The organism is Pseudomonas fragariae (ex Marin et al. 2024) (assembly GCF_059621105.1).
In genome coordinates, this window is the sequence record NZ_CM184369.1 from 4,528,293 (window position 1) to 4,550,219 (window position 21,927).

Here is a 21,927-nt window from a genome sequence, read left to right on the forward strand (position 1 = left end):
ACAATCATCAGAATCCGCAAATTACTGATTTTAAAGGTTTTTAAAAAACTGGCACGGGTCCTGCTATATCTCTGGTACAACAAAAACAACAAATGATGCGGCAAACCAATAAAAACAAGACGTAACGGCTCTGACACAACAAGAACAAAACGGACAGAGGCGCAGCTAACAGATTTTTTTGGAGTGGATCAGCTTTACAGGGCCCTTTCAATGAAAGGCCTCGCGACCGGACCGAGAACAATAAAACTACCGTCAGGTAGCTCCAGAACCGGTGGGATCACGCTGTTGTGCAGGCAGGTGATTAAAGCGAATCAGCGCTCAAAAAAATACGTTTGCTCTTGACCCCGGATAGGGGTCGCACAACAACGCTGTAAAGGGACTGGTCGCCAACAACAATAACAGGCCGCCCTATAACAATAAAAAGAGCACGTGAACCACATTGGAGGAGAGCTACGGCTCTCCTTTGTGCTTTCCGCGAGCTGGAAAATCCGCCTCCAGGCCATGGTCTGCCAACCTTTACCAGCAGTGCAAACGTCGCGCCGGGGCAGCAAATACGCTAGTCACGCAAAAATAAACCGCATATCTGCATTGCAAAATCCAAAGAACGTGTATTGTTCCGTCATATTTACAGGATTAACCAGTGGATGGGGCACTTTGGCACTACACCTTGGTCATAGCCTGCGTATTTCATCAGCACTTCTTTCCCAAGGGATTTAGTCATGCTCCGTTTTCTGCGCCTCGCCACTGTTATAGGTGGCTTGTGTTTAAGTGCGTCCGCTCTGGCAACCAACGTCGACTCCGCCACCTATGGCTACCCGCTGACTAATCCGTTCGAAGCGACCATTGCGACCACACCGCCCGCTCTGCGCCCCGACCTGCCTGACGATGAAGATATCGATCAGGATGTCTACACCCTGAACCTGCATCCCGAGCGCGAGTTCACCCTGCCCGACAACTTCTGGGCGGTGAAGAAGTTGCACTATCGCCTGGCCAAGCAGGACCACGCTGCCCCGCTGATCTTCCTGATCGCCGGCACCGGCGCGCCGTATAACAGCACGATCAATGAATTCCTGAAAAAGCTCTATTACGGCGCGGGCTACCACGTCGTACAGCTGTCTTCGCCCACCAGCTATGACTTCATGACCTCGGCCTCGCGCTTTGCGACTCCTGGCGTCTCCACCGACGACGCAGAAGACATTTATCGCGTCATGCAGGCCATTCGGGCTCAGCAGGCGCAACTGCCGGTAACCGACTATTACCTGACCGGTTACAGCCTTGGGGCACTGAATGCTGCGTTTGTCAGCAAACTGGATGAAACCCGCCGCAGCTTCAACTTCAAGAAAGTCCTGCTGCTCAACCCGCCGGTCAATCTCTACACCTCGATCAGCAACCTCGACAAACTGGTACAGACCAACGTCAAGGGCATCAACAACACCACCACGTTCTATGAACTGGTGCTGGCCAAGCTGACCCGCTACTTCCGCCAAAAGGGCTACATCGACCTCAACGATGCACTGCTGTTCGACTTCCAGCAGTCCAAGCAGCACCTGACCAATGAACAGATGGCGATGCTGATCGGTACCACGTTCCGCTTCTCGTCGGCTGACATCGCGTTCACCTCCGACCTGATCAACCGTCGCGGTCTGATCACGCCACCGAAATTCCCGATCACCGAAGGCACCAGCCTGACGCCGTTCCTCAAGCGTGCCCTGCAGTGCGACTTCGATTGCTACCTGACCGAACAGGTCATCCCTATGTGGCGCGCGCGCACCGACGGCGGTAGCCTTCTGCAACTGGTCGACCAGGTCAGCCTCTATGCACTCAAGGACTACCTGCACAGCAACACCAAGATTGCCGTCATGCACAACGCTGACGACGTGATTCTGGGCTCGGGTGACCTCGGCTTCCTGCGCAAGACCTTTGGCGATCGCCTGACCGTTTACCCGTACGGCGGGCATTGCGGCAACGTTAATTACCGCGTCAACACCGACGCAATGCTGGAGTTTTTCCGTGGCTAAACGTCTTTTACTTCTTGCCGCTCTGCTCTGTGCCGGCACAGTCCAGGCCGCTGACGCGGATACCAGCAACAAGGCCCAGCATCCGGCCACGGTGGCCCGTCAGACCGATGCTGATGGCTTTACCCAGCCGCTGAAGTCGCTGCAATTCAACCCGGGGCTGGATCAGCGTGAGTTCGAGCGCGCCTCCATCAACGCACTGGAAGTCTATGATCCGCTGGAATCCTGGAACCGCCGGGTCTACCACTTCAACTACCGTTTCGATGAATGGGTATTCCTGCCGGTCGTGGACGGCTACCGCTACATAACCCCTGGCTTCGTGCGCAGCGGTGTGAGCAACTTTTTCAGCAACCTGGGTGACGTCTCCAACCTGCTGAACAGCCTGCTGCAGTTCAAGGGCGAGCGCTCGCTGGACACCACTGGCCGCCTGCTGCTCAACACCACCATCGGCATCGCCGGTCTGTGGGACCCGGCGACCATGATGGGCCTGCCGCGCCAGAGCGAAGACTTCGGCCAGACCCTGGGCTTCTACGGTGTGCCGTCCGGGCCTTATCTGGTGTTGCCATTGTTCGGTCCATCGAACCTGCGTGACACCGGCGGCATGCTGTTCGATTACACGGCTGAAAACCAGATCAACTTCCTCAACGTGGCCGAAGTCAGCAGCGACCATCCGGAAATCACCGTGTTGCGTGCCATTGACCGCCGTTACGTCACCAGCTTCCGTTACGGCCAGCTCAACTCGCCGTTCGAGTATGAAAAAGTGCGCTACGTCTACACCGAGTCGCGCAAGCTGCAGATCGCCGAATAAGCGTAACGCAGTAAAACGACGGCCAGCCGGAGTGATCGGGCTGGTCGTTTTTTTATGGGCACTTTTACCTGCCTGGTTAATCACATGCCTCAGGCGCAAACGCCTGCGTCATTAACAGACAAAAAGGAATTTCCATGCGCTCTTTCGGTTTCAAGACAATCGTTGTGTGTATCGCACTGGCAGCGTGCCAGAGCATGGTCAGCGTTCAGGCTGCCACCAAGCCGCAGGCCGCCGCGCCCGCCGCTGCTGCGGTGCAAAACGCTTCACTGCTGGGCGGCAAACTGGCCTTCACCATTCCTGCGGGCTACGTACAAGGCGAGATGCCCGAGATTGACGCAAAGGCCAAGGCTCAGGGTGTGACGGGGTCGCTTTACACCAATGCGGCTGAAAAGCGCGTGTTGATCGTTACCGAAACGCCGATGCCAATGGGCGTGCAGGCCAGCGATAACGATGGCGCAGTACTTGATGGGCTGGTCACCGGCATCCTTGCCCAGCAGAGTACCGGCTACAAGGATTTCAAAAAGCTGGGTGACAAGAAGATCGTCAAGAAGAACGGTCTTGGTGTGCGCCAGCTGGACACCTCGGCGACCATGAGCGACGCCCAGGTGCTGAGCACGTCGATCATCGCGGCATCGGGTACTCGCGCAGCCGTGCTGAACGTGGTCTCCAATGCAAAGAATCCGAAAGAGCACGCCGCGCTGGTGAAGACCGTTATCGGCCAATGATCTGCGGACCGGTCAGCCGGTCCGATGCGACTCAATCCGCCCGCAACACGCCGAACATTCGCTCGCCCAAGGCCGGCCCCTGGACAGGACACAGACGAAATTCCAATTAGTGAATTCCAGTCCACAATAAAGGGAAAACTTGGCAAAGATACAAGCTCATTTCTGCAATAAGCTGGCGGACTTATTTTTAATGGGTCTGCACTATGCCTTCTCTGGAAACCACTGCCTCCGGCGCTCGCAGCGCAAGCTCGACCGGCGCCGGCTTGTCCATCGCGATTCTGGCCCTGGCCGGCTTCGTGATCGTCACCACTGAATTTCTCATCATCGGTCTGTTGCCTTCGATGGCCCGTGATCTGGGAATCTCCATCTCTACTGCCGGTTTGCTGGTGACGCTGTTCGCCTTCACGGTGATGCTCTTTGGCCCACCGCTGACGGCCATGCTTTCGCACCTGGACCGCAAGCGCACGTTCATCGTCATTCTGCTGATCTTTGCCGCCTCCAACGCACTGGCGGCGGTATCGAGCAATATCTGGGTGCTGGCGCTGGCACGGTTCATTCCGGCACTGGCCTTGCCAGTGTTCTGGGGCACCGCCAGTGAAACGGCAAGCCTGCTGGCCGGACCGAAGCGCGCTGGCAAGGCCGTTGCGCAGGTCTACCTCGGTATCTCGGCTGCCATGCTGTTCGGTATCCCGCTGGGTACGGTATTCGCCGATGCCGTGGGTTGGCGCGGGGCATTCTGGGCTCTGACGTTGCTGTCAGCGTTGATGGCTTTGTTGCTGGCACTGTCGATGCCGCGTATCGAACCTACCGCAAAGGTCGGCCTCGCGGAGCAGGCAAAAATTCTTCGGGATCCGTTTTTCCTCGCCAACCTGCTGCTGTCCATCCTGCTGTTCACGGCCATGTTCGGCGCCTATACCTATCTGGCTGATACGCTGGAACGCATCGCGGGCATCGAATCGGCTCAAGTGGGTTGGTGGTTGATGGGCTTCGGCGCGGTAGGCCTGATCGGCAATGCCCTGGGTGGACGTTATGTGGACCGCAGCCCGCTCGGCTCGACCATGGCGTTTGCGCTGCTGCTCGCACTGGGCATGACCGCAAGCGTACCCGCCGCAGGCTCCATGCCGCTGCTTGCCGTGGTACTGGTGATTTGGGGCATTGCGCACACGGCGTTGTTTCCGATCTGCCAGATCAGAGTGATGAAAGCAGCGCCTCAGGCCCAGGCACTGGCCGGGACCCTGAATGTCTCGGCAGCCAATGCCGGCATCGGTCTGGGATCGATCATCGGAGGCCTTACCATCGAGCACCTGGGCCTGGGTGCCGTAGGGTATGTCGCCGCTGTTGTTGCGCTGCTGTCCATCGGCGTTGCATGGATGACCAGCATGCAGAAAAACAGGGCACCGTTGTAACCGCCTGACCGTCGCTTTACTGAATTCGCCGGGCAGTGTGTCTGCCAACAACCAGACACCCTGCCCCGGTTATTCACGGTGTATTAGATTGTAAGTTTCGTCATATTTTTGAACGGGTTTTAGCACTGCTTATGTCATTTAATTGACTTCTAAACAGTGCCTCTTCATTAATATGTGGTTATTTGACACCCCTCGGCAAAATACTCTTCCCTTGCCACTAGTGAACGCTCAAACTCCAGCCTTTCGGTCAAGCGGCGTCGATTTCCGACCGATTCGAAAGTAATGTCCGGTAAGAATCTATGAGCACCTATCACCGCCGAGGGATGGCATTCGCCAAGCGGATCTACGCCCCGAGATGCTTCGGTGTCAGCGTTGGCTTTGTGACGGTCGCTGTTTCTTTGTATTACGTGAACACAGCACACTGGGCGTGGTTGTTGGCACTGCTCTACAGTCTGGTATGGCCACATGTTGCTTATCAGCTCGCAAGAACGTCACGCGAGCCCTACCAGGCTGAATGGCGCAATCTGCTGTTCGATTCGATGATGGGCGGTTTCTGGATTGGCGCGATGGGTTTCAGCGCCGTTCCCGGGGTCACGGTCCTCGCCATGATGGCCATGCATAACATGGCCGCCGCCGGGCCACGGCTGATGCTGCAAGGCCTGTGCATGCAGGCACTGGGCGTGCTGATTTCGCTGGCCGCGCTCGACCCTGTCGTCAATCTGCATGGCAACATGGCGCAGATCTACGCCTGCCTTCCGGTACTGGTGACCTACCCTATCTTCATTGGCTGGCTGAGCCATCAGGTCACACTCAAGCTATGGGAACACCGCAACATCCTGCGCAAGGTCAGCCGCACCGACAGCCTCACCGGCCTGCTCAATCATGGTGCGTGGAAGGACCTGCTTGATCTGGAGTACGCCAGTAGCCAGAACGCGTATCAGGAGTGCGTCATCGCGCTGATCGATATCGATCACTTCAAGGTCATCAACGACACTTATGGCCACCTGATGGGCGACACGGTGCTGCAGAGTATCAGCGAAGCACTGATCGAAAACCTGCGTGATTCCGACCTGATCGGGCGTTGTGGCGGCGATGAGTTCTGCGTCATTCTGCCCGACACCAGCTTGCTTCAGGCAAAGGAAATCCTCGAGCGCCTGCGTCTGGCGATAGACGAAATGACCTATACCCTGCATTGCGATCTCAAGGTCAGTCTCAGTATCGGTATTGCCGCCTATTCTCCTGAAATGCCGGATGCCTCGTCGTGGCTGCATGAAGCAGACAAGGCGCTGTATCTGGCCAAAAGCACAGGCCGCAACCGCGTCGCCAGCCCTCAGGATGCGCCGCCAGAACTCCAGTCGCTTGGCGCACAGGCCTGACCTGTCAACGCCTGTCCTTGAACAGCATGTCGAACAGGGATGAGAGACTCTTGACCCCCATCGCTTTCAGGAACGTCTCGCGCATGTCGTTACGCAGGCTTTCCAGGGTTATTTCCTTGGGTTTGGTGGCTTTTTTTACGGATGGCGTTTCTCGAGAGTCTCCTTCGCCGGGAGTGTACGTTTCCTTGGACAGCGTCCTTATGTAGTCACTCTTCTGGCTTTTATAGGTAGTGAAATCTGCCCCCAGTTGCTCGTCTCTTTCCCCCGCCGTTGAAAACCGGTTGATGACTTTTTCCATGAACTCAAAATTATTGTGCCCTATGGAGCCGTAGTCCTTGTCAGTGATGAAGCGAACAAACCCCTGGTCCAGCCGTGTTGTTTTTAACCCATCGCTCTCGGTAATACGCTTGGCGGTGGCCGCGTGCGGCTCGGTAAAACTGTAGAAAACCTTGTGGCCTTCGAGGTCATATGTTTTGCCCTGGTTCTGGCGGCCCCATATTCTTCCATCATCTTTCTCTCTATATGAGGCCAGTCCAAAAGCCAGATCATCAACATAGCCCAGATCAGCTCCCTGAGCGCTTGCCCATTCATAAACATCACCCAGCAGCCTGCGATCATCCCGGGTTAAAAAAAACGCCTCGGGCATGGACATTCCACATTCGGCTTTCCCGAGCATGGGCGCAGAACGACCAGAGTCCGCGACCCCAAATACCCTATGTTTCAGGAGGGCCTGGCCGCTGATGGTCACCGCAGAGTCTGGAGAGGTTGATCGAAGGGGGGGATTGGCAATTGAGGACATGGTCTTTGCTGCTCTTTTATCATCAAGTTGTTGCGCGGCTATCAGTGCATCTGCTCCGGAACTTATGACTCGCATGACGTTGGCTCCTGCCCCGAAAGACCCCTGACGGTTATCGCCAGGGATTAACAATCAGTACGTTAAATGAAAGGTGACTGTTTCTGGCCCGGCAGGCTTGCTTTGCCAAGGTCCACTTTCAGCGCTGTGCCTGATCATGACGTCGGAGGCATAGCTAAAACCAAGACTGTTGAATCTCTCAGTACTGCCAGGCACGCCTGGCGTTATAGAGATACAATCAGAATCATGTACACCGCCTCTCCTGAAACAAAGATTTGCGCGTTCGTTCACGCTTTCCGGAAAGGTAGTCGCGGTCCAGGAAATCTTTTGCAACCGAGAGTTGTTAGCCGCGCCGCGGGGGTAATCAGCCAATCTCAACTGGTGTCGGGAAAACGCACTGTGACCAGGCCCATTGATAAACGTCGGGGTTCTGGTAGTCGTCACCGAATAGTCGGCCGCCTGGCTGGCAGCCGACACTAACAAGAAAACCAAAGGTGTTATTTTTTTCATAGGCGTTACTCCAATATTTATAAATAAAATTCATCGGCCGTGCAAAAGCCCCAGGCTTGAAACGTCTGCACGAGCTGCTATTTCGTATCATTCGCCGGACGCGCTGACGCGCACTGAGCTTGAACGTGTTTTGTTAGAAAAAACCTGAACCGCTTGTAAAACCCTATCAGCCGAGAGGATCAACACCCGCTTCCAACACCTGCTTAGCCACACGCTTGATCAATGGAAAGTTCAAACGAGGACAGGTTATTCAACAGCCACTCAGGCGTATGCATCTCAAGCAATGTACCGATGGGCTGCTCCATCATCAGTGCTCCATAGAGGGCTTCCTCATTATCGAGGTGCGCTTGCTGGACAGCGCGATAGTTGAGCGGATAGATGCTCTTCTCAATGGGCAGTAATCGGTCGAAGTGTTCGAGCAGACCATGGAAGACGATTCGCCGCTCGACGGTGTTGCGCGTGGTGGCAATGAGTTTGACGAAGTACTCACTGTCCTGAGCCCGCAGCGCTTCGCTGGCGGTATAACGCTCGACCAGCGTGTGCGTTGAGGGGTCATCGAACACGATGCAGCACAGGTCTTCGCGCACCAGGCCTTTGAACGGGTTCTCGACTTCTGGCCGACGGCCGTGCAGGCCCAGTGCGAATTGTACGGCGCGCTCGGCCAGCCATTGACGCTTGCGGCCCTCAAGCCGGGCAATGTCTTCGAGCAAGGGTGACTGACGCCCATGCGAACGAAGCTGCCGACAGAGTTTGGCAAACAGGCCAACGGGGCCGGACAGCTTTGCCTGTTGCTCGGCCAGTTGCGCCACCGAAAGCGCGGACTGCCGGGTTGCCAGATGATGGAAGTTTGTTGTCATATTAAAACCGGGCCGCTGCGGATCCAGCCGCAACGACACGTCGGCACCTGACTCGCCCCGAACAAAACAAACAGTCATGAGTGGCTCCTTTTTTATTGTTTACAGTTCGTCGTGCGAGCAGGCTTCGGATATTCCTTTCTGCAGCCAGCCAGGAAGCAGTGCCTGATGGGCGTCACAGCGCAGCACGGTATTATTGATGGCACTGCCAAACGTCAGCAGTGCTCATTGCATTAACAAGTTACAGGTTGCGACAAGACACATTATGTATGTGCTGGCTCGCTGCGCAACCCGACAGATGTAGGGGGTCGGGTAATGTTTCCCGGAAGCAATAGAGATACGCACCTGGCCATGAGCTCGGCACGCGTCCTTACCTGGTTCTTTCTCAGCAGCGAAGAGACGTGATCGCGAACTGTGTAGTCACTGATACTGAGTTGCCTGGCAATTTCCTTGTTCGTACATCCCTGCAACAACAGGCCAAGAACCTCCTGCTCTCTCATTGTCACCCACATGATACTTCCCCTTGCCAGCATTTTGCCAAACAGGCAAATTTGTAGGATGTTTCTTACATTCGTCTTCCATGACCCAAACAGTAAGTCGGCACAGAAATCATTTTATTTAATCTTGTTTTGCATTAAAACGACACACCCCTCAAAGTCTCGCAACAAAACCGAAGACTGTAAGAAGAATCGCCGATAATTAAATATCGAGGAAAACTCCTACAACAAACTCGGAATAGTTACACCTATCTATTTACAGACGTCATAAGGGATTCACCTGACGAAACATTTCGCGCAGGCACGAGCCAAGAGCACATTAGATAAACAACGTAAACAATATGGAGAGGCGAAAGATAGACTTGAGGAAACGGAATTACAATCACTTGTTACAAATGAACGCGTCTGCCAGCAGGAACTTTCCGGCCATGTTCGAGCTGCCATTCACCCCACAGCAGAGGTGAGCAGCGGGCGTTGCGCCACCCGGGCCGGAGTTATCCGGCGTTACCGCTTGCCAGGTCATCCACCACCACGCCCTGGCGCAGGCCGAATACCGCTGCGGTAACCAGGCCCGTGGCGCCCATGATCAGGCTATAGAACACGCACACCCAGATATTCCAGGGCATCAGGGTAATCAGCATCAATGGCGTGGTGCTGGCCCAGAAGGCGTAGGCGATGTTGTAAGTGAACGAGATGCCTGACACTCGGATGTTCGCCGGGAACAGGCCGACCATCACCGATGGCACCACACCGACAATCCCGCACGCCAGCCCGGCAATCGCATAGGCGATGCCCAGTGGCATCCATTGCTCGATGAGGCTGGTGTAAAGCACGCCGATGCCTATCGGCATCAGCAGGCTGTAGAACATGATGCCGCGCCAGGCGCCGATGCGGTCGACCAGCATGCCTGCCAGCACACAACCTATATTGAGAAACACGATGCCGACGGCGCTCAGGGCAAAGGTGTCGCTGGCGCTGATACCAAAGCGCTGCTGCATGACCGTCGGGGTAATCACCACCAGTACCACCACGGCGGAGGTCAGCACAAAGGTCAGCAACGCAGCAGGCAGCAAGGATTGGCGGTGATCACGCAGAACCTGGCCAAGTGGCAGCGCCGGCAGATGTTCACGCTGGGCATGCATGGCGATGAACACAGGGGTTTCGTTCAGCCAGCGGCGTAGCCAGACCCCCACCACGCCGAATACGCCACCGAGCAGGAACGGAATACGCCATGCCCACTCAAGGATCTGGTCAGGGCTGAAGACTCGCGCCAGCCATGTCGCGGTCAGTGCGCCAAGCAGGTATCCGAACGTCAGGCCGGCTTGCAGTACGCCCAGTGCATAGCCGCGATGCCCCTTGGGCGCGTGTTCTGCCACGAATACCCAGGCACTTGGCACTTCACCGCCCACGGCGGCTCCTTGCAGGATGCGCAGCGCCAGCAGCACCAGCGGCGCCCAGTAACCGATCTGTGCGTAGGTGGGCATCACGCCGATCAGCAGACAAGGCAGCGCCATCATCAGAATGCTCAGGCTGAACACCCGCTTGCGGCCCAGCCGGTCGGCGAAGTGCGCCATGAGTATCCCGCCCAGCGGGCGTGCCAGATAGCCGGTCACGAAGATCCCGAAACTTTGCAGCAGACGCAGCCATTCAGGCATGTCCGGGGGAAAGAACAACTGGCTGAGGGTCAGCGCAAAGAACACGAAAATGATGAAGTCGTAGATTTCCAGTGCCCCACCCAGCGCCGCAAGGCTCAGGGTCTTGTAGTCGGCTTTGCTGAAGGGCTGGGAGTGGGAACGTACGATGTCCGTCATGAGGCATCCGAAACATGGCTTGAAAGAGCGCCTGGCGCTCACAGGGCGCGAAGAATAGCAAAGCTTGCGGGCGCACTGATACCGAGCTGACGCCTGCAACGGGAACGATCATCTCAACTATCGTGCCACGCTCTGCGTCGCATGCCGTTCCGGTTGACCAGATCAGACGCTCCGCGTCCTCTTGACGACGCGGAGCGTCGAGAACTGCATTCCCACGCTGGAGCGTGCGGAACGATCATCTCAACTATCGTGCGACGCTCTGCGTCGCATGCCTTTCCGGACGCTCCGCGTCCTCTTGACGACGCAGAGCATCGAGACCTGCATTCCCCCGCTGGAGCGATCAGTTTAACTATCGTGCGACGCTCTGCGTCGCATGCCGTTCTGGACGCTCCGCGTCCTCTTGACGACGCAGAGCATCGAGACCTGCATTCCCCCGCTGGAGCGATCAGTTTAACTATCGTGCGACGCTCTGCGTCGCATGCCGTTCTGGACGCTCCGCGTCCTCTTGACGACGCGGAGCGTCGAGACCTGCATTCCCCCGCTGGAGCGGGCGGAACGATGATCTCGACTGTCGTGCCAATACTCCGCGCACTAAAGCCCTTCCGCTAAAAGTTGACAGTGGCCGACAATCTCGCCGTTCTGGGCGCGCCCATGAACAGGTAGTCGTCACCCAGATACTCCCCGGCATCACGCCAGTAGCGTTTGTCGAACAGGTTGTCGACGGTCAGGCGCAGTACCGTGTCGTAACCGCTGATTCGGGTGCTGTAACGGCTGCCGATATTGAACAGTGCGTAGTCATTGACCTGCACGGTGCCTTCACGGTCAGCGTACTTGCTGGCGCTGTACTGCACGCCGCCGAGCAACGCGAGCCCGGGCACCGGCAGGCTGTAGTCGGCTTGCAAGGTGCCACGGTATCTGGGCACATTGAGGGCCTGATGATCATCGTAGGCCTCGGTGCCGCTGTCTTCAACGCGCGCCCGGATGGCCGCCGCACTGGCGGATATCTGCAGGCGGTCAGTCACCCAGCCACTCGCCCCCAGTTCAAGACCGGTGTTTTTCTGCTCGCCTTGCTGCACATAGGTAAACGTACCGTCATCGTTGGGCCTGGAGTACTGGTACGCCTGGCGGGCCTGAAACACCGCGGCGGTCAGGCTCATGCGCTGCCAGTCATACTTGATGCCTGCTTCGAGCTGTCGGGAGACGGTCGGCGCCAGAATTTCACTGGCATTGGTGGTGAACCACGCTGCCGTCCCGCCCAGCGACAGGCCCTTGCTGTAGCTGGTGTAGAGCGAAACATTGTCCACCGGCTTGTAGATCAGCGCCGCCTGGGGCAGAAACACATAGCGCTCGGTGTGTCGCGCATCGCTGCCGTCCTCGTTGAACGCCTGCTCGTCGAGCCGCACCCCGCGTCCGCCCAGCACGGTTTGCCAGTGCTCGTTGAGGCTGATCCGGTCAGTGGCAAACAGCCCGTACTGGCGGCTGTCCAGGCGGCGCTCGGTATGTGGCAGCGCCAGGGTCGAGGGGGCCACCTGCTCAGGCGCCTCATCGATAGTGCCCGAGCCGACGAATTCGTTGAAGGTCCCGCGCGTATCAACCGTACGGCGGTAGGCACTGCTGCCGAAGGTCAGCTCGTGCCCAAGCGATCCGGTAGTGAAGGTGCCGGACATGGCCGCTTCGACTTCGTCATTGCGACGCGTGTCGTCCGGGCTGCGGAAATCATAGATGTCATAACCCCCTTCGGCACTGAAGTGGTTGGGCACCGCCTGCCCTGCGCAGCTGGCCGAACCGTAGCAACCCCACGCAAAGGCACTGTAGTCATCAATGACCACGCGACTGCGCGACGCACTGAGGCTGCCCTTCCAGTTGTCATTGAAGCGGTATTCGAAACGTCCGTTGATGTTCAGCGAGTCGATACCGACCGGATTGGACCAGTTCTGGTAACCCAGCAATTTGCCCGGCGAGGCATCGTGAGGCAGCGTGGTGCCGCCCAGAAGCTGATAACCGGGCACCGAGCGCTGCTCTTTGCTCTGGTACTCGACATCGAGTTGCAACAGGGCGCGCTCACTGATGTTCCAGTCGAACGCCAGCGAGGCAAAATCGCGCTGGCCATCGGCGTGTTCGACATACGAACGAATGTCTTCATGGGCAAGGTTGGCGCGCAGGCCGAATTGCTGTTCACTGCCGAACCAGCCACCGACGTCGGTCGCGATGTAGCGCTCGCCGTGTTCGTTGGTAGAGACTGTGACCGACCGGACGTCCTGCGCCCGCTTGGTCTGATAGTTGATAACGCCACCGGGCTCGGCCACGCCGCTCTGCAGGCCGGAAAGCCCCTTGAGCAACTCGACCTGCTGCTTGTTTTCCAGCGCGACGTTCTGCTCGCCGGCAATGCTGCGACCGTTGATGCGATAACTGTTGGCGGCGTTCAACGAAAACCCGCGCATCACAAAGTTTTCGTAATAGCCCACCGGGGCATAGCCGTCGCCGACCGACGCGTCGTTGCGCAGCACTTCACTCAGCAACTTTGCCTGCCGGTCCTTGATCAACGCAGCGTTGAACACCGACACCGAGGCGGGCGTATCCAGCAGTGAAGCCTGATCGAATCCGAAGATCGATGCCCGCTCGGCTTTATAGTCGCCGGTACTTTCCGGCTCGCTGAACCCGGTGACATTGACCGCATTCAGGCTGAGCGCCTCTGCGGCCAGCAACGGCGAGGCAACGACCATGCCCAACGGTAACAATCGCCAGGCGTGGCGCATGGCAGGTCGGTAAGGCGTTCTCATCGAGCAGACTCCGCAAGGACAGCTGCCTGGACAGACGCGACGCACCTTCCGGCAGGGGGCCAACCTTTTACGTTCACTGCCGGTTTTTTTCAACCTTTACGTGATGCTTTGCCTGTAAACGAAGTGCAGGGGAAAACTTTACTTACGAATCGGCAGAGCGAGACCGGCTTCAAAACGCTTCGCACACTTGAATAATTAAGCGTGAATTAAGTAAGCGCGGATAATCTGAGTTCAACAAAACCGCTGAACCCATCAGCGTGTGATGAATCAATCAAGACAGATCAATCAAAAAGGAATACCCCATGAAACTTATGCCTGCCGTTTTCGCCGCTGTTGCCCTCACTGCTGTTGCAGGTGCCGCCCAGGCTGACGTTGGTCCCGATGAAGTGATCCGCCTGTACAAGTCTCAGGCGTTGGGTGACTTTGAACAGTTCAACAAGCAGGCCGTTGCCAAGCACACAGGCTTCACGGTCCACGATACCGAACTGGACAAGGACCGCACCGGCCGCCTGATCTATCAGATCGAACTGAAAGACGTCAAAGGTGTGGAGTGGAATTACGACGTCGATGCCAAGACAGGCGAAGTGGTACGTGACGCAAAGGATAATTGATCCGACTGCTTTACCGGTTACCACCGCAAGCAACTCATAAGAAAATCCCCACAATATTGTGGGAATTTTCTTTTTCAAGCGATTAACAGTTTATTACTGGGCCAAGCCGACTTTCAGCAGACTTCCCTTATCGTCGTCGGTCAACAGATACAAGTAACCGTCCGGTCCCTGACGCACATCCCGTATGCGCTGTTTCATGTCTTTCAACAGACGTTCTTCATGAACGATCTTGTCATTTTCGAACTGCAGTCTGATCAACTCTTCAGTGGCCAGGGCACCGATGAATACACTGTGATCCCATGCCTTGAAAAGGCTGTGATCATAGAACGCCATGCCACTGAGGCCCGGTGACACTTCCCAGACCTGGAACGGAATTTTGGTTCCTTCGACAACCTTGCCTTTCGACTCCGAAATCGGCTGACCCGAGTAGTCGATACCGTGGGTCGCGATCGGCCAGCCGTAATTCGCGCCACGCTCGATGATATTCAGCTCATCACCGCCCTTGGGGCCATGCTCGTTGGTCCACAACGTCCCGGTCCAGGGGTCGAGCGCGGCGCCCTGCTGATTGCGATGGCCATAGGACCATATCTCGGGGCGTACACCCTTCTGGCCCACGAACGGATTGTCTTTCGGTACGCTGCCGTCCGGATAGATGCGCACGATCTTGCCCTGCAGCTTGTCCAGATCCTGCGCCGTGGGGCGCTGATTGTTTTCGCCCAGGGCGATGAACAGGTAACCGTCGCGATCGAAGACCATCCGCGCGCCGAAGTGGTTGCCCACCGACAGTTTCGGTTCCTGGCGGAAGATGACTTCGAAGTCTTCCAGACGAGTCATGTCCTTGGACAGACGACCACGCCCTGCGGCAGTGCCGGCGGTATCACCTTCGGCGGCGGTCTTGCCGCTGCCCTCGGAGTAGGTCAGATACACCATGCGGTCCTTGGCGAAGTCCGGTGACAGCACCACATCAAGCAGGCCGCCCTGCTTCTGTGCCCAGACTTGCGGGACCCCGGAAAGCGGTGCGGACAATTTGCCATCCGCCGATACCACGCGCAGGTTGCCGGAACGCTCTGTCACCAGCATGCCTTGCCTGTCAGGCAGAAAGGCCAGCGCCCACGGATGATCCAGACCTTCGACAACAGGGGTCACCGTGACGGTGCCCAGTTCGCTTTTGTAGGTTTCCGTAGCGGCGCTGGCCGTCAGTGGCAGGCTCAGAATGGCTGCAGTACACAATGTCGCGATCAGGTTTTTTCTAGGCATGAGCGTTTCCTTATGCATTGAGTCGACGTCCACACGGGTTCGCCGGGTTGAAAATTCAGTTGCCGCGCTTGGGGTCGGTTATCGGTGTAGAAGGACGTGGCGTGTTCTGGCGCGTAGGGTAGCCGTTACCAATGCCACCGTTTTCCAGAGTGGGCTTGCGCACCGGCGGCGCGATGTTGGGGCCACGGGACGGTGGCACGCTGGACTCGGTGCCCTGGCGGCTGTTGGGGTTGGCACGGTGGATCGGGCTGTTATACGGGTTGCTGCTGGCACCATTGTTGAGGGTGCTGTTTGGCAGCGTCTGCGCCTGGACCGCGCCGATGCAGCATGACGCAACAAGCACGCCGCCGACAAGATTACGCACAAAACTGTTCATCACTACCTCTGGGCAAGGTGAAAACTTCGGAGTAACCGTGAAGACTCAGGCCTTTGATGGCAACCCGGGCCTCAGGTTCGACCCGGCACTGCCGATGAGCAAGCAAAGCGGTAGGAGAGTTTGTAACAAGGATGGTCAAGGCTGTCGCAGCCGAACGACGCGACGGCCTGCACCCGAGGTTTGCGGAGCACAAAAAAGCGCCTGGCGGGCAGTCTGTGTGATCACAGGACACAGGCTGACGCAGGATGCCTATGCAGACTTCAACGGCATACTGAAGGTAAAGACCGTGCCCTGCTCTCGCGTCGAGCACACCTCGAGCGTACCTCCATGAGCAATGGCGATCTCGCTGGCGATGTACAGCCCCAGCCCGAGCCCGGCTTGCGGCTCGTCGGTGATGGGTCTGGAGTACGGCAGGAACAGTTGCGCACGAACCGATTCAGGTATCGGCTCTCCCTGATTGGTAACGCTGAGCACAAACACATCGCCATGCACGCCTGCCGTCACTTCGACCGGGCTCTCGGCATCACCATGGCTGATCGCGTTGGACACCAGATTGGAGAGCAATTGTGCGATCCGCTCGTGATCGCAGCGAATACGCTCCAGCGCGCCTATGTTCGAGTGAATCGGCCGCGACGGGTGAACGCGTTGCACCTCTGAAATCACATGCTCCAGGGTTTTATCCAGACCGTGTGCCTCATGGATACTCAGAGGAATGCCATGCCCCATACGACCACGGGCAAAATCGAGCACGTCATCGACCAGCTGCGAGGCGCGCTGGCCAGAGGTCAGGATGTGTTGCACGATCTGCTGGGCCTTTTCATCCAGCGGACGACGCAGCAGCAATTCGGCACTGGCATTGATGGCAAACAACGGGTTGCGCAGGTCGTGCCCCAGCACCGCGATAAACTGCTCGCGCAGCTCAGCCACCTCACGTTCGGCGAGCAGGTCTTCACGCGCCTGTTGCAGGTTTTCCTCGGCCTCGATCTGCAGCGCCAGAAGACGTGCGAACGACACCATCATGGCCTCGATGGGCGTCCCGATCAGCTTTGCAGGCTTGGGATCCAGCGCGCAGATAGTGCCGAAAAAGGAGCCGTCGGAAAGAAAGATCGGCACCGAGATATAGCTCTGGAAGCTGTACAGACGTGGTGTGTCATGCGCACAGAACAGCGGGTCCTCGGCGACATGGTCAATCACCACAGGCTTGTGGGAACTGCGAATCTCGTGGCAGATGGTGCTGCTCAGCTCCAGCTCACCGCCGGGCTTCAAACCGAAGTCGAGCTTGTCCAGGACCGCACAGGCCGTCCAGCTGGTTTCGGTTACACGCGCCACGGCGGCGAAACCCAGCCCGGTGGATTCGGCAATGACCTGCAGGATGGCCGGCACTGCGCTGATCCGGTTGATCGTGGCCACATCATTTGAAATGGATCGCCGCATGTAGAACCTGTATGAGCCTTGAGGTGATGACGCAGCACGTTAGTTTAGGACTGTAACGATTTTTCTGCACCCGTGAATAACACGGGTTGCTCGTCAACCTGTACGAAACCTGATCAAACCTCGGATTTCGCCGGGGGACGCGGAAACGCCACCGTGAACGTCGTGCCCTCTTCAGCCGAAGAGCGAACCGTCACATCGCCCAGATGGGCTCGAACGATCTCGCGCACGATAAACAGGCCGAGCCCGACGGTGCGGGTCTCGTCACTGTCGCTGACCACGCGTACGACGGGCTCGTACAGGTCGTCTACCTTCTCCATCGGTATCGGTTCACCGAGGTTGTGCACCGACAGCTTGATCATCCAGGTGTCGAACGACGACGTAATCAAAACCTCACCGTCGTCGGCGCCGTAATTGATGGCATTGCTGACCAGATTGCCGAGCATCTGCAGCAGGCGGTCAGGATCCGCCGAACAGGCGCCCTGTCCTTCGCTGCGATGGGTCAGCACCCGATCCGGGAAAACCTGGCGCAGTTCTTCGACGCCCCGGGCGACGACTGCGTGAAAGTCGATAGGCTGAGGAACGACGGTAATGCCACTGCCCACCCGGGCGTGAGTGAAATCCAGCAGGTCGACAATCATGCGATCGGCACGGTCGGTGGAATGATTGATGTGTCCCAGAATCCGCTCCTGCCGCGACTCCAGTGGGGTGCGCTCCAGCAGTCCGGCGGCCATCTTGATCGCGGCCAGCGGGTTGCGCAGGTCGTGGCTGACGATGCCAATCATCTGCTCGGCAAAAATAGCCCGGATCTCCGCCTCGGCATGCGCCAGACGCAAGCGATTGCGCGCCGAGGTCAGCTCGCTCTGCACGGTCATCTGCTGTTGCAGGAGCTCTTCGGCAATTTTGCGGGCAGCCAGCAGTTCGCGCTCGTACTTGTTGCGCTCTTCGGCCAGGAACACGGCCACTTCATGCAGATACCCCGACGGGTACTCGCGGCGTACGGCGTTGAGCATCATCGGGATGGGGCGGCCATCGGCATGAATCAGCTCGACCTTGACCTCGGCAATTGACCCTTGCGACTGCAGCGTGGGCGCCCAGTGAGTCTGCAGAAAGGCCTTGCCTGCCAGACTCAGCAGTTCCTGAAAGCGGCGGCCCACAACAGCGTCGCGCTCCAGCCCCAGCCATCGGCAAAACGTCAGGTTGGCGCGCTCGATAGTGCCGTTGGGCAACGTGATCAACAGACCACAGGGCGCATGCTCGTAGAGGTCTTCGGTGACGGGCAGGCTCACCTGTTCAACGGTCATGGGCGGCACTCTCGCAAGAGGCCAGAAACTGATTCATCGCAGTAATGCATTCCTGTGCTGCGCTCATGTGCGGGTAGTGCCCTACATTGTCGATCATGTGCAGGGTGCTGTCGGTAATGACGCGGTGCAAGTACTCACCCACCTCGACCGGCACCACCATATCGTCGCTGCTTTGCAGAATGAGTGTTCTGCTCTTGAGTTGCGCGACATCGGCACGATGGTCGGATAAAAACGTCACGTGGGCAAACTGTCTGGCAATCTCCGCATTGGTGCGACAGAAACTGTTGGCGAGTTCTTCGCTCAGCTCAGGTCGATCCGAGGCACCCATGAGTGTCGGCGCGATGGTGCTGGACCAGCCCAGATAATTGCTTTCCAGCGTCTCAAGCAACGAATCGACATCGGCGCGAGTGAATCCACCCAGGTAATCTTCTTCGTTGAGGTAACGCGGGGACGGACCAATCATGATGTGACTGTCGAACCGACCGGGAGACTGAAGCTCGGCCAGCACGGCAATCATGCAACTGACCGAATGACCGACGTGCACCACCGGCCCCTCTGCGGCGAACTCGTTGACCACCTCCAGCAAGTCGGTTGCGTAGCCCTTGAGCGACGAATACTTGTGCGGATACCAGGCCGATACGTCCGAATTGCCGTTGCCCACCAGGTCGAACAGCACGACTTTGAAGCGCTCTGCGAAGTGCGGCGCTATAAAACGCCACATGTTCTGATCGCAGCCGAATCCATGAGCGAAAATCAGAGTGATCGGTCCGTCGCCCATAATGTTGACGTTGTTGCGCTGCTGGACCGACATATCGGGCTCCGAAAATGGCCAGGTAAACGGCTGGGTATGTGCATACCGTGATAAAGATGAGAGGAGGTTATCACCGTTAAAGGCACATTAGTGGCACAAACCGCACTTTAAGGCAGGAGCCAAAGAAGATTAATGATGGGCAGTGTTCTGAGGCGCACCTGAACTTCGCAGGTATCGGAGCGGTGTCGGGTGACGCAGAGCGTCACGAACTGCATGCCAACGCGGAGCATTGGCACGATAAGCCGTTGGATTTACGATGAGCGCGGAGCATGGGGCTGACAAGAAGCGGTCTTTACTCGCCGATGTCTTCGTTCCACAGCTCTGGCTTGCTGGCGATAAAGTCTTTCATCATGTGTGTGCACTCAGGGTTATCCAGCACGTCGATCTGCACGCCACGCGAGCGCAGCAGTTCTTCCTCGCCCATGAAGGACTCATTCTCACCGATGATCACTTTGCGAATCCCGTAGAGCAGAATCGCACCGCTGCACATCGCACAAGGCGACAGTGTGGTGTAGAGCACCGAGTCACGGTAGACACTGGCCGGCTGGCGACCGGCATTTTCCAGCGCATCCATCTCGCCGTGCTTCGTCGCACTGCCCTCTTGTACACGACGGTTATGGCCTCGACCGATGATCTCGCCGCCGTGGACGATGACCGAGCCGATGGGGATTCCGCCTTCCTTCAGCCCAAGTTGCGCCTCATCGAATGCTGCCTGCATGAATGCGTCCATGTTTTTTGCCTCGTCTCGTCAAAATAGCTGTCAGTGTTGCAGTGCTGCCTCGGCATTGCCCAGCGCACGACTGACAAATTGTCCCAGCAGCTCCGATGATCGGGCTTTCATATCGACGCTGACCTGGGTGTTTCTGGCCCTGAAGCTGTTTCCCAATGAAGGTGAATCCCCGCCCTGATTGAGCGAGCGCAATTCCTCGGCGGTAAATGAATGAGCATAAGCGGCTGCCAGATTGCGGTCCCACTGCGCCTGATATTCCGGTTTGAGGCGCTGTAATTCCTTCTGTACCAGTTCCTGCGCTTCAGTCTTGCCGACTGCCTGCACGATACCGGCAAACGTCGCCGTGCGCGAGGCGACCTGATACCCCAGCCAGGCAAGGCCCTCGCCCAGATTTCGTTGCTCCACCAGCGCCAGCGCCATGTCGTCGGCCTCTTCGGCACAGGCCGGATGCATCGCCTCCAGGCACAGACAGGCCAGCAATGCCAGGCAGGTATGCCACGTGCCGCGCGAGCCCCGAACATGATCAGTCATGACGCCTCCCGCATCGATTGACCCAGACCTGAACTTATCAGCTCGGCGGGGCTTTACCACTCGGCGCGTCGCATACCGGTCATTGATGCCGTTATCAGCTATGCGCCTCGCGTCATGCAGCAGAGTCATAGTTAAAGACTGCTGCTGACCCGGGTGGCAACATCGGCAGGTAACCAGGCTTTCCAGACCTCGGGATGCTGCTTGAGAAAGCGGGCAGCCACGACCTTGGCATCCTCGTGCTTGTCACTCATTTCGCCCAAGGTCTTGTTCAGCAGGTCAATCGGGAAATCCACGCCCTTGAAGACACTCACCAGCTCAGGGTATTGCTTGCTGAATTCTGCCGATACGCCGATCGACAGCGTTGCCGCCAGCGAAGACGTGCCGCGCGGGTTGGGGTTGCTGGCGTCGGTCAGGGTTTTCCAGGCTTCAGCGTCAAAGGCGGGCTCGTCCAGTTTGATCAGCTTGTACTTGCCCAACAGGGGCGTAGGTGACCAGTAGTAAAACAACACCGGCTTGCCGCGCCGGATGGACGATGCGACCTCGGCGTCCAGTGCTGCGCCCGAGCCGGTGCGGAAGTTGACGAAGCTGTCGGCCAGGCCATAAGCCTTGAGTTTCTGGGTGTTGACGATTTCCGAGGTCCAGCCGCTCGGGCTATTCAGGAATCGGCCTTTGTCCGGCGATTCCGGGTCTTTGAAGACGTCCTTGTAGCGCGCCAGGTCCGCGACAGACTTCAGGTCCGGCGCCAGCGGTTTGATGCCTTTGGCGGCGTCACCCTTGATCACGTATTCAGGCACCCACCAGCCTTCGGTCGCGCCCTTGACGATGTTGCCCAGGCCGAGCACCTTGCCTTCCTCTTCAGCCTTGACCCACACCGGACTGCGTCCGGTCCACTCTTCGGCGATCACCTGGATATCATTTTTCGCCAGCGCGGTTTCCAGGCTGACCGTACTGCCTGGCAGGGTATCGGTCGGGTAGCCATAGCCCTTCTCGACAATGGTACGCAGGACTTCAGTGATCAGGCTGCCGCTTTCCCAGGTCAGCGCGCCAAACTGGATAGGCTTGGTTTTTTCAGCCGCTGTCGCGGTCTGCCCGAGCAGGCCCAGCGCCAGAAGTGAACAGCCCAGGAGTCGTGTTATTGATTTCATGCTCACCTCAAATGGCGCGGAAGAAACGGGTCTGAAAGTATCGACACCAGCCTGCGCCGATTAGTTGTCACGGCTTGAGCCTCTGTATGATGCAAG

19 protein-coding genes are annotated in these 21,927 nt (G+C 57.6%); 6 read left to right on the forward strand and 13 right to left on the reverse strand.

Going from position 1 to position 21,927, the window contains the following annotated elements:
- Positions 1–719 precede the first annotated feature (719 nt).
- The 5 genes from AC54XV_RS19615 to AC54XV_RS19635 all read left to right on the forward strand — a co-directional run bounded on the left by AC54XV_RS19615 (position 720) and on the right by AC54XV_RS19635 (position 6,330).
- Positions 720–2,018 (forward strand): serine/threonine protein kinase, encoded by a 1,299-nt coding sequence (locus AC54XV_RS19615; RefSeq protein ID WP_024640447.1) that lies wholly within the window; start codon positions 720–722, stop codon positions 2,016–2,018.
- Positions 2,011–2,823, forward strand: coding sequence for an MlaA family lipoprotein (locus tag AC54XV_RS19620; protein ID WP_003402525.1), 813 nt, complete (start codon positions 2,011–2,013; stop codon positions 2,821–2,823). The genes AC54XV_RS19615 and AC54XV_RS19620 overlap by 8 nt, the downstream gene beginning before the upstream one ends.
- A 134-nt stretch (positions 2,824–2,957) precedes the next feature.
- Positions 2,958–3,548, forward strand: a complete 591-nt coding sequence (locus AC54XV_RS19625) for a DcrB/PsbP domain-containing protein (protein ID WP_024659541.1) — start codon at positions 2,958–2,960, stop codon at positions 3,546–3,548.
- A gap of 203 nt (positions 3,549–3,751) precedes the next feature.
- Positions 3,752–4,954 (forward strand): MFS transporter, encoded by a 1,203-nt coding sequence (locus tag AC54XV_RS19630; protein WP_003402522.1) that lies wholly within the window; start codon positions 3,752–3,754, stop codon positions 4,952–4,954.
- Positions 4,955–5,253: 299 nt separating this feature from the next.
- Positions 5,254–6,330 carry a diguanylate cyclase gene (locus AC54XV_RS19635; protein WP_011268632.1) on the forward strand — a complete coding sequence of 359 codons (1,077 nt, stop codon included), beginning with the start codon at positions 5,254–5,256 and terminating at the stop codon, positions 6,328–6,330.
- 4 nt (positions 6,331–6,334) lie between these two features.
- Here the strand turns inward: AC54XV_RS19635 and AC54XV_RS19640 are convergent, their stop codons facing one another.
- The 5 genes from AC54XV_RS19640 to AC54XV_RS19660 all read right to left on the reverse strand — a co-directional run bounded on the left by AC54XV_RS19640 (position 6,335) and on the right by AC54XV_RS19660 (position 13,635).
- On the reverse strand, positions 6,335–7,204 hold the full coding sequence (locus tag AC54XV_RS19640) for a hypothetical protein (protein ID WP_111522637.1): 870 nt from the start codon (positions 7,202–7,204) through the stop codon (positions 6,335–6,337).
- Between the two features lie 692 nt (positions 7,205–7,896).
- Positions 7,897–8,628, reverse strand: a complete 732-nt coding sequence (locus tag AC54XV_RS19645; protein WP_003402519.1) for a hypothetical protein — start codon at positions 8,626–8,628, stop codon at positions 7,897–7,899.
- A gap of 182 nt (positions 8,629–8,810) precedes the next feature.
- The gene (locus AC54XV_RS19650; protein WP_003402518.1) at positions 8,811–9,080 is read right to left on the reverse strand and encodes a helix-turn-helix domain-containing protein; all 270 of its coding nucleotides are present in this window, start codon (positions 9,078–9,080) and stop codon (positions 8,811–8,813) included.
- Positions 9,081–9,538: 458 nt separating this feature from the next.
- Complete coding sequence (locus tag AC54XV_RS19655) at positions 9,539–10,855, reverse strand: MFS transporter (protein WP_058398905.1); 1,317 nt, start codon at positions 10,853–10,855, stop codon at positions 9,539–9,541.
- A gap of 605 nt (positions 10,856–11,460) precedes the next feature.
- Positions 11,461–13,635 (reverse strand): TonB-dependent siderophore receptor, encoded by a 2,175-nt coding sequence (locus AC54XV_RS19660; protein WP_496717171.1) that lies wholly within the window; start codon positions 13,633–13,635, stop codon positions 11,461–11,463.
- Between the two features lie 302 nt (positions 13,636–13,937).
- Between AC54XV_RS19660 and AC54XV_RS19665 the strand changes: the two genes are divergently transcribed.
- On the forward strand, positions 13,938–14,246 hold the full coding sequence (locus tag AC54XV_RS19665) for a PepSY domain-containing protein (RefSeq protein WP_096127129.1): 309 nt from the start codon (positions 13,938–13,940) through the stop codon (positions 14,244–14,246).
- Between the two features lie 93 nt (positions 14,247–14,339).
- Here AC54XV_RS19665 and AC54XV_RS19670 read toward each other — a convergent pair whose 3' ends face one another.
- From AC54XV_RS19670 to AC54XV_RS19705, 8 genes are all read right to left on the reverse strand, one after another.
- Positions 14,340–15,503: a PQQ-dependent sugar dehydrogenase gene (locus AC54XV_RS19670; RefSeq protein ID WP_057458044.1), complete on the reverse strand. Its 1,164-nt coding sequence runs from the start codon at positions 15,501–15,503 to the stop codon at positions 14,340–14,342.
- 55 nt (positions 15,504–15,558) lie between these two features.
- Positions 15,559–15,879 carry a hypothetical protein gene (locus AC54XV_RS19675; RefSeq protein ID WP_003402512.1) on the reverse strand — a complete coding sequence of 107 codons (321 nt, stop codon included), beginning with the start codon at positions 15,877–15,879 and terminating at the stop codon, positions 15,559–15,561.
- A gap of 249 nt (positions 15,880–16,128) precedes the next feature.
- A complete protein-coding gene (locus AC54XV_RS19680; protein ID WP_024638951.1) occupies positions 16,129–17,313 on the reverse strand; it encodes a GAF domain-containing sensor histidine kinase in 1,185 nt (394 codons plus the stop codon).
- Positions 17,314–17,426: 113 nt separating this feature from the next.
- A complete protein-coding gene (locus AC54XV_RS19685; RefSeq protein WP_496717172.1) occupies positions 17,427–18,614 on the reverse strand; it encodes a PAS domain-containing sensor histidine kinase in 1,188 nt (395 codons plus the stop codon).
- Entirely contained in the window at positions 18,604–19,425 is an 822-nt protein-coding gene (locus AC54XV_RS19690) for an alpha/beta fold hydrolase (RefSeq protein ID WP_057458046.1), read from the reverse strand. The genes AC54XV_RS19685 and AC54XV_RS19690 overlap by 11 nt, the downstream gene beginning before the upstream one ends.
- 292 nt (positions 19,426–19,717) lie before the next feature.
- Entirely contained in the window at positions 19,718–20,155 is a 438-nt protein-coding gene (locus AC54XV_RS19695; RefSeq protein ID WP_024642217.1) for a nucleoside deaminase, read from the reverse strand.
- 30 nt (positions 20,156–20,185) lie between these two features.
- Positions 20,186–20,686, reverse strand: a complete 501-nt coding sequence (locus tag AC54XV_RS19700) for a hypothetical protein (protein WP_024642218.1) — start codon at positions 20,684–20,686, stop codon at positions 20,186–20,188.
- A gap of 131 nt (positions 20,687–20,817) precedes the next feature.
- On the reverse strand, positions 20,818–21,831 hold the full coding sequence (locus AC54XV_RS19705; protein ID WP_110393027.1) for an ABC transporter substrate-binding protein: 1,014 nt from the start codon (positions 21,829–21,831) through the stop codon (positions 20,818–20,820).
- Positions 21,832–21,927: the final 96 nt, after the last annotated feature.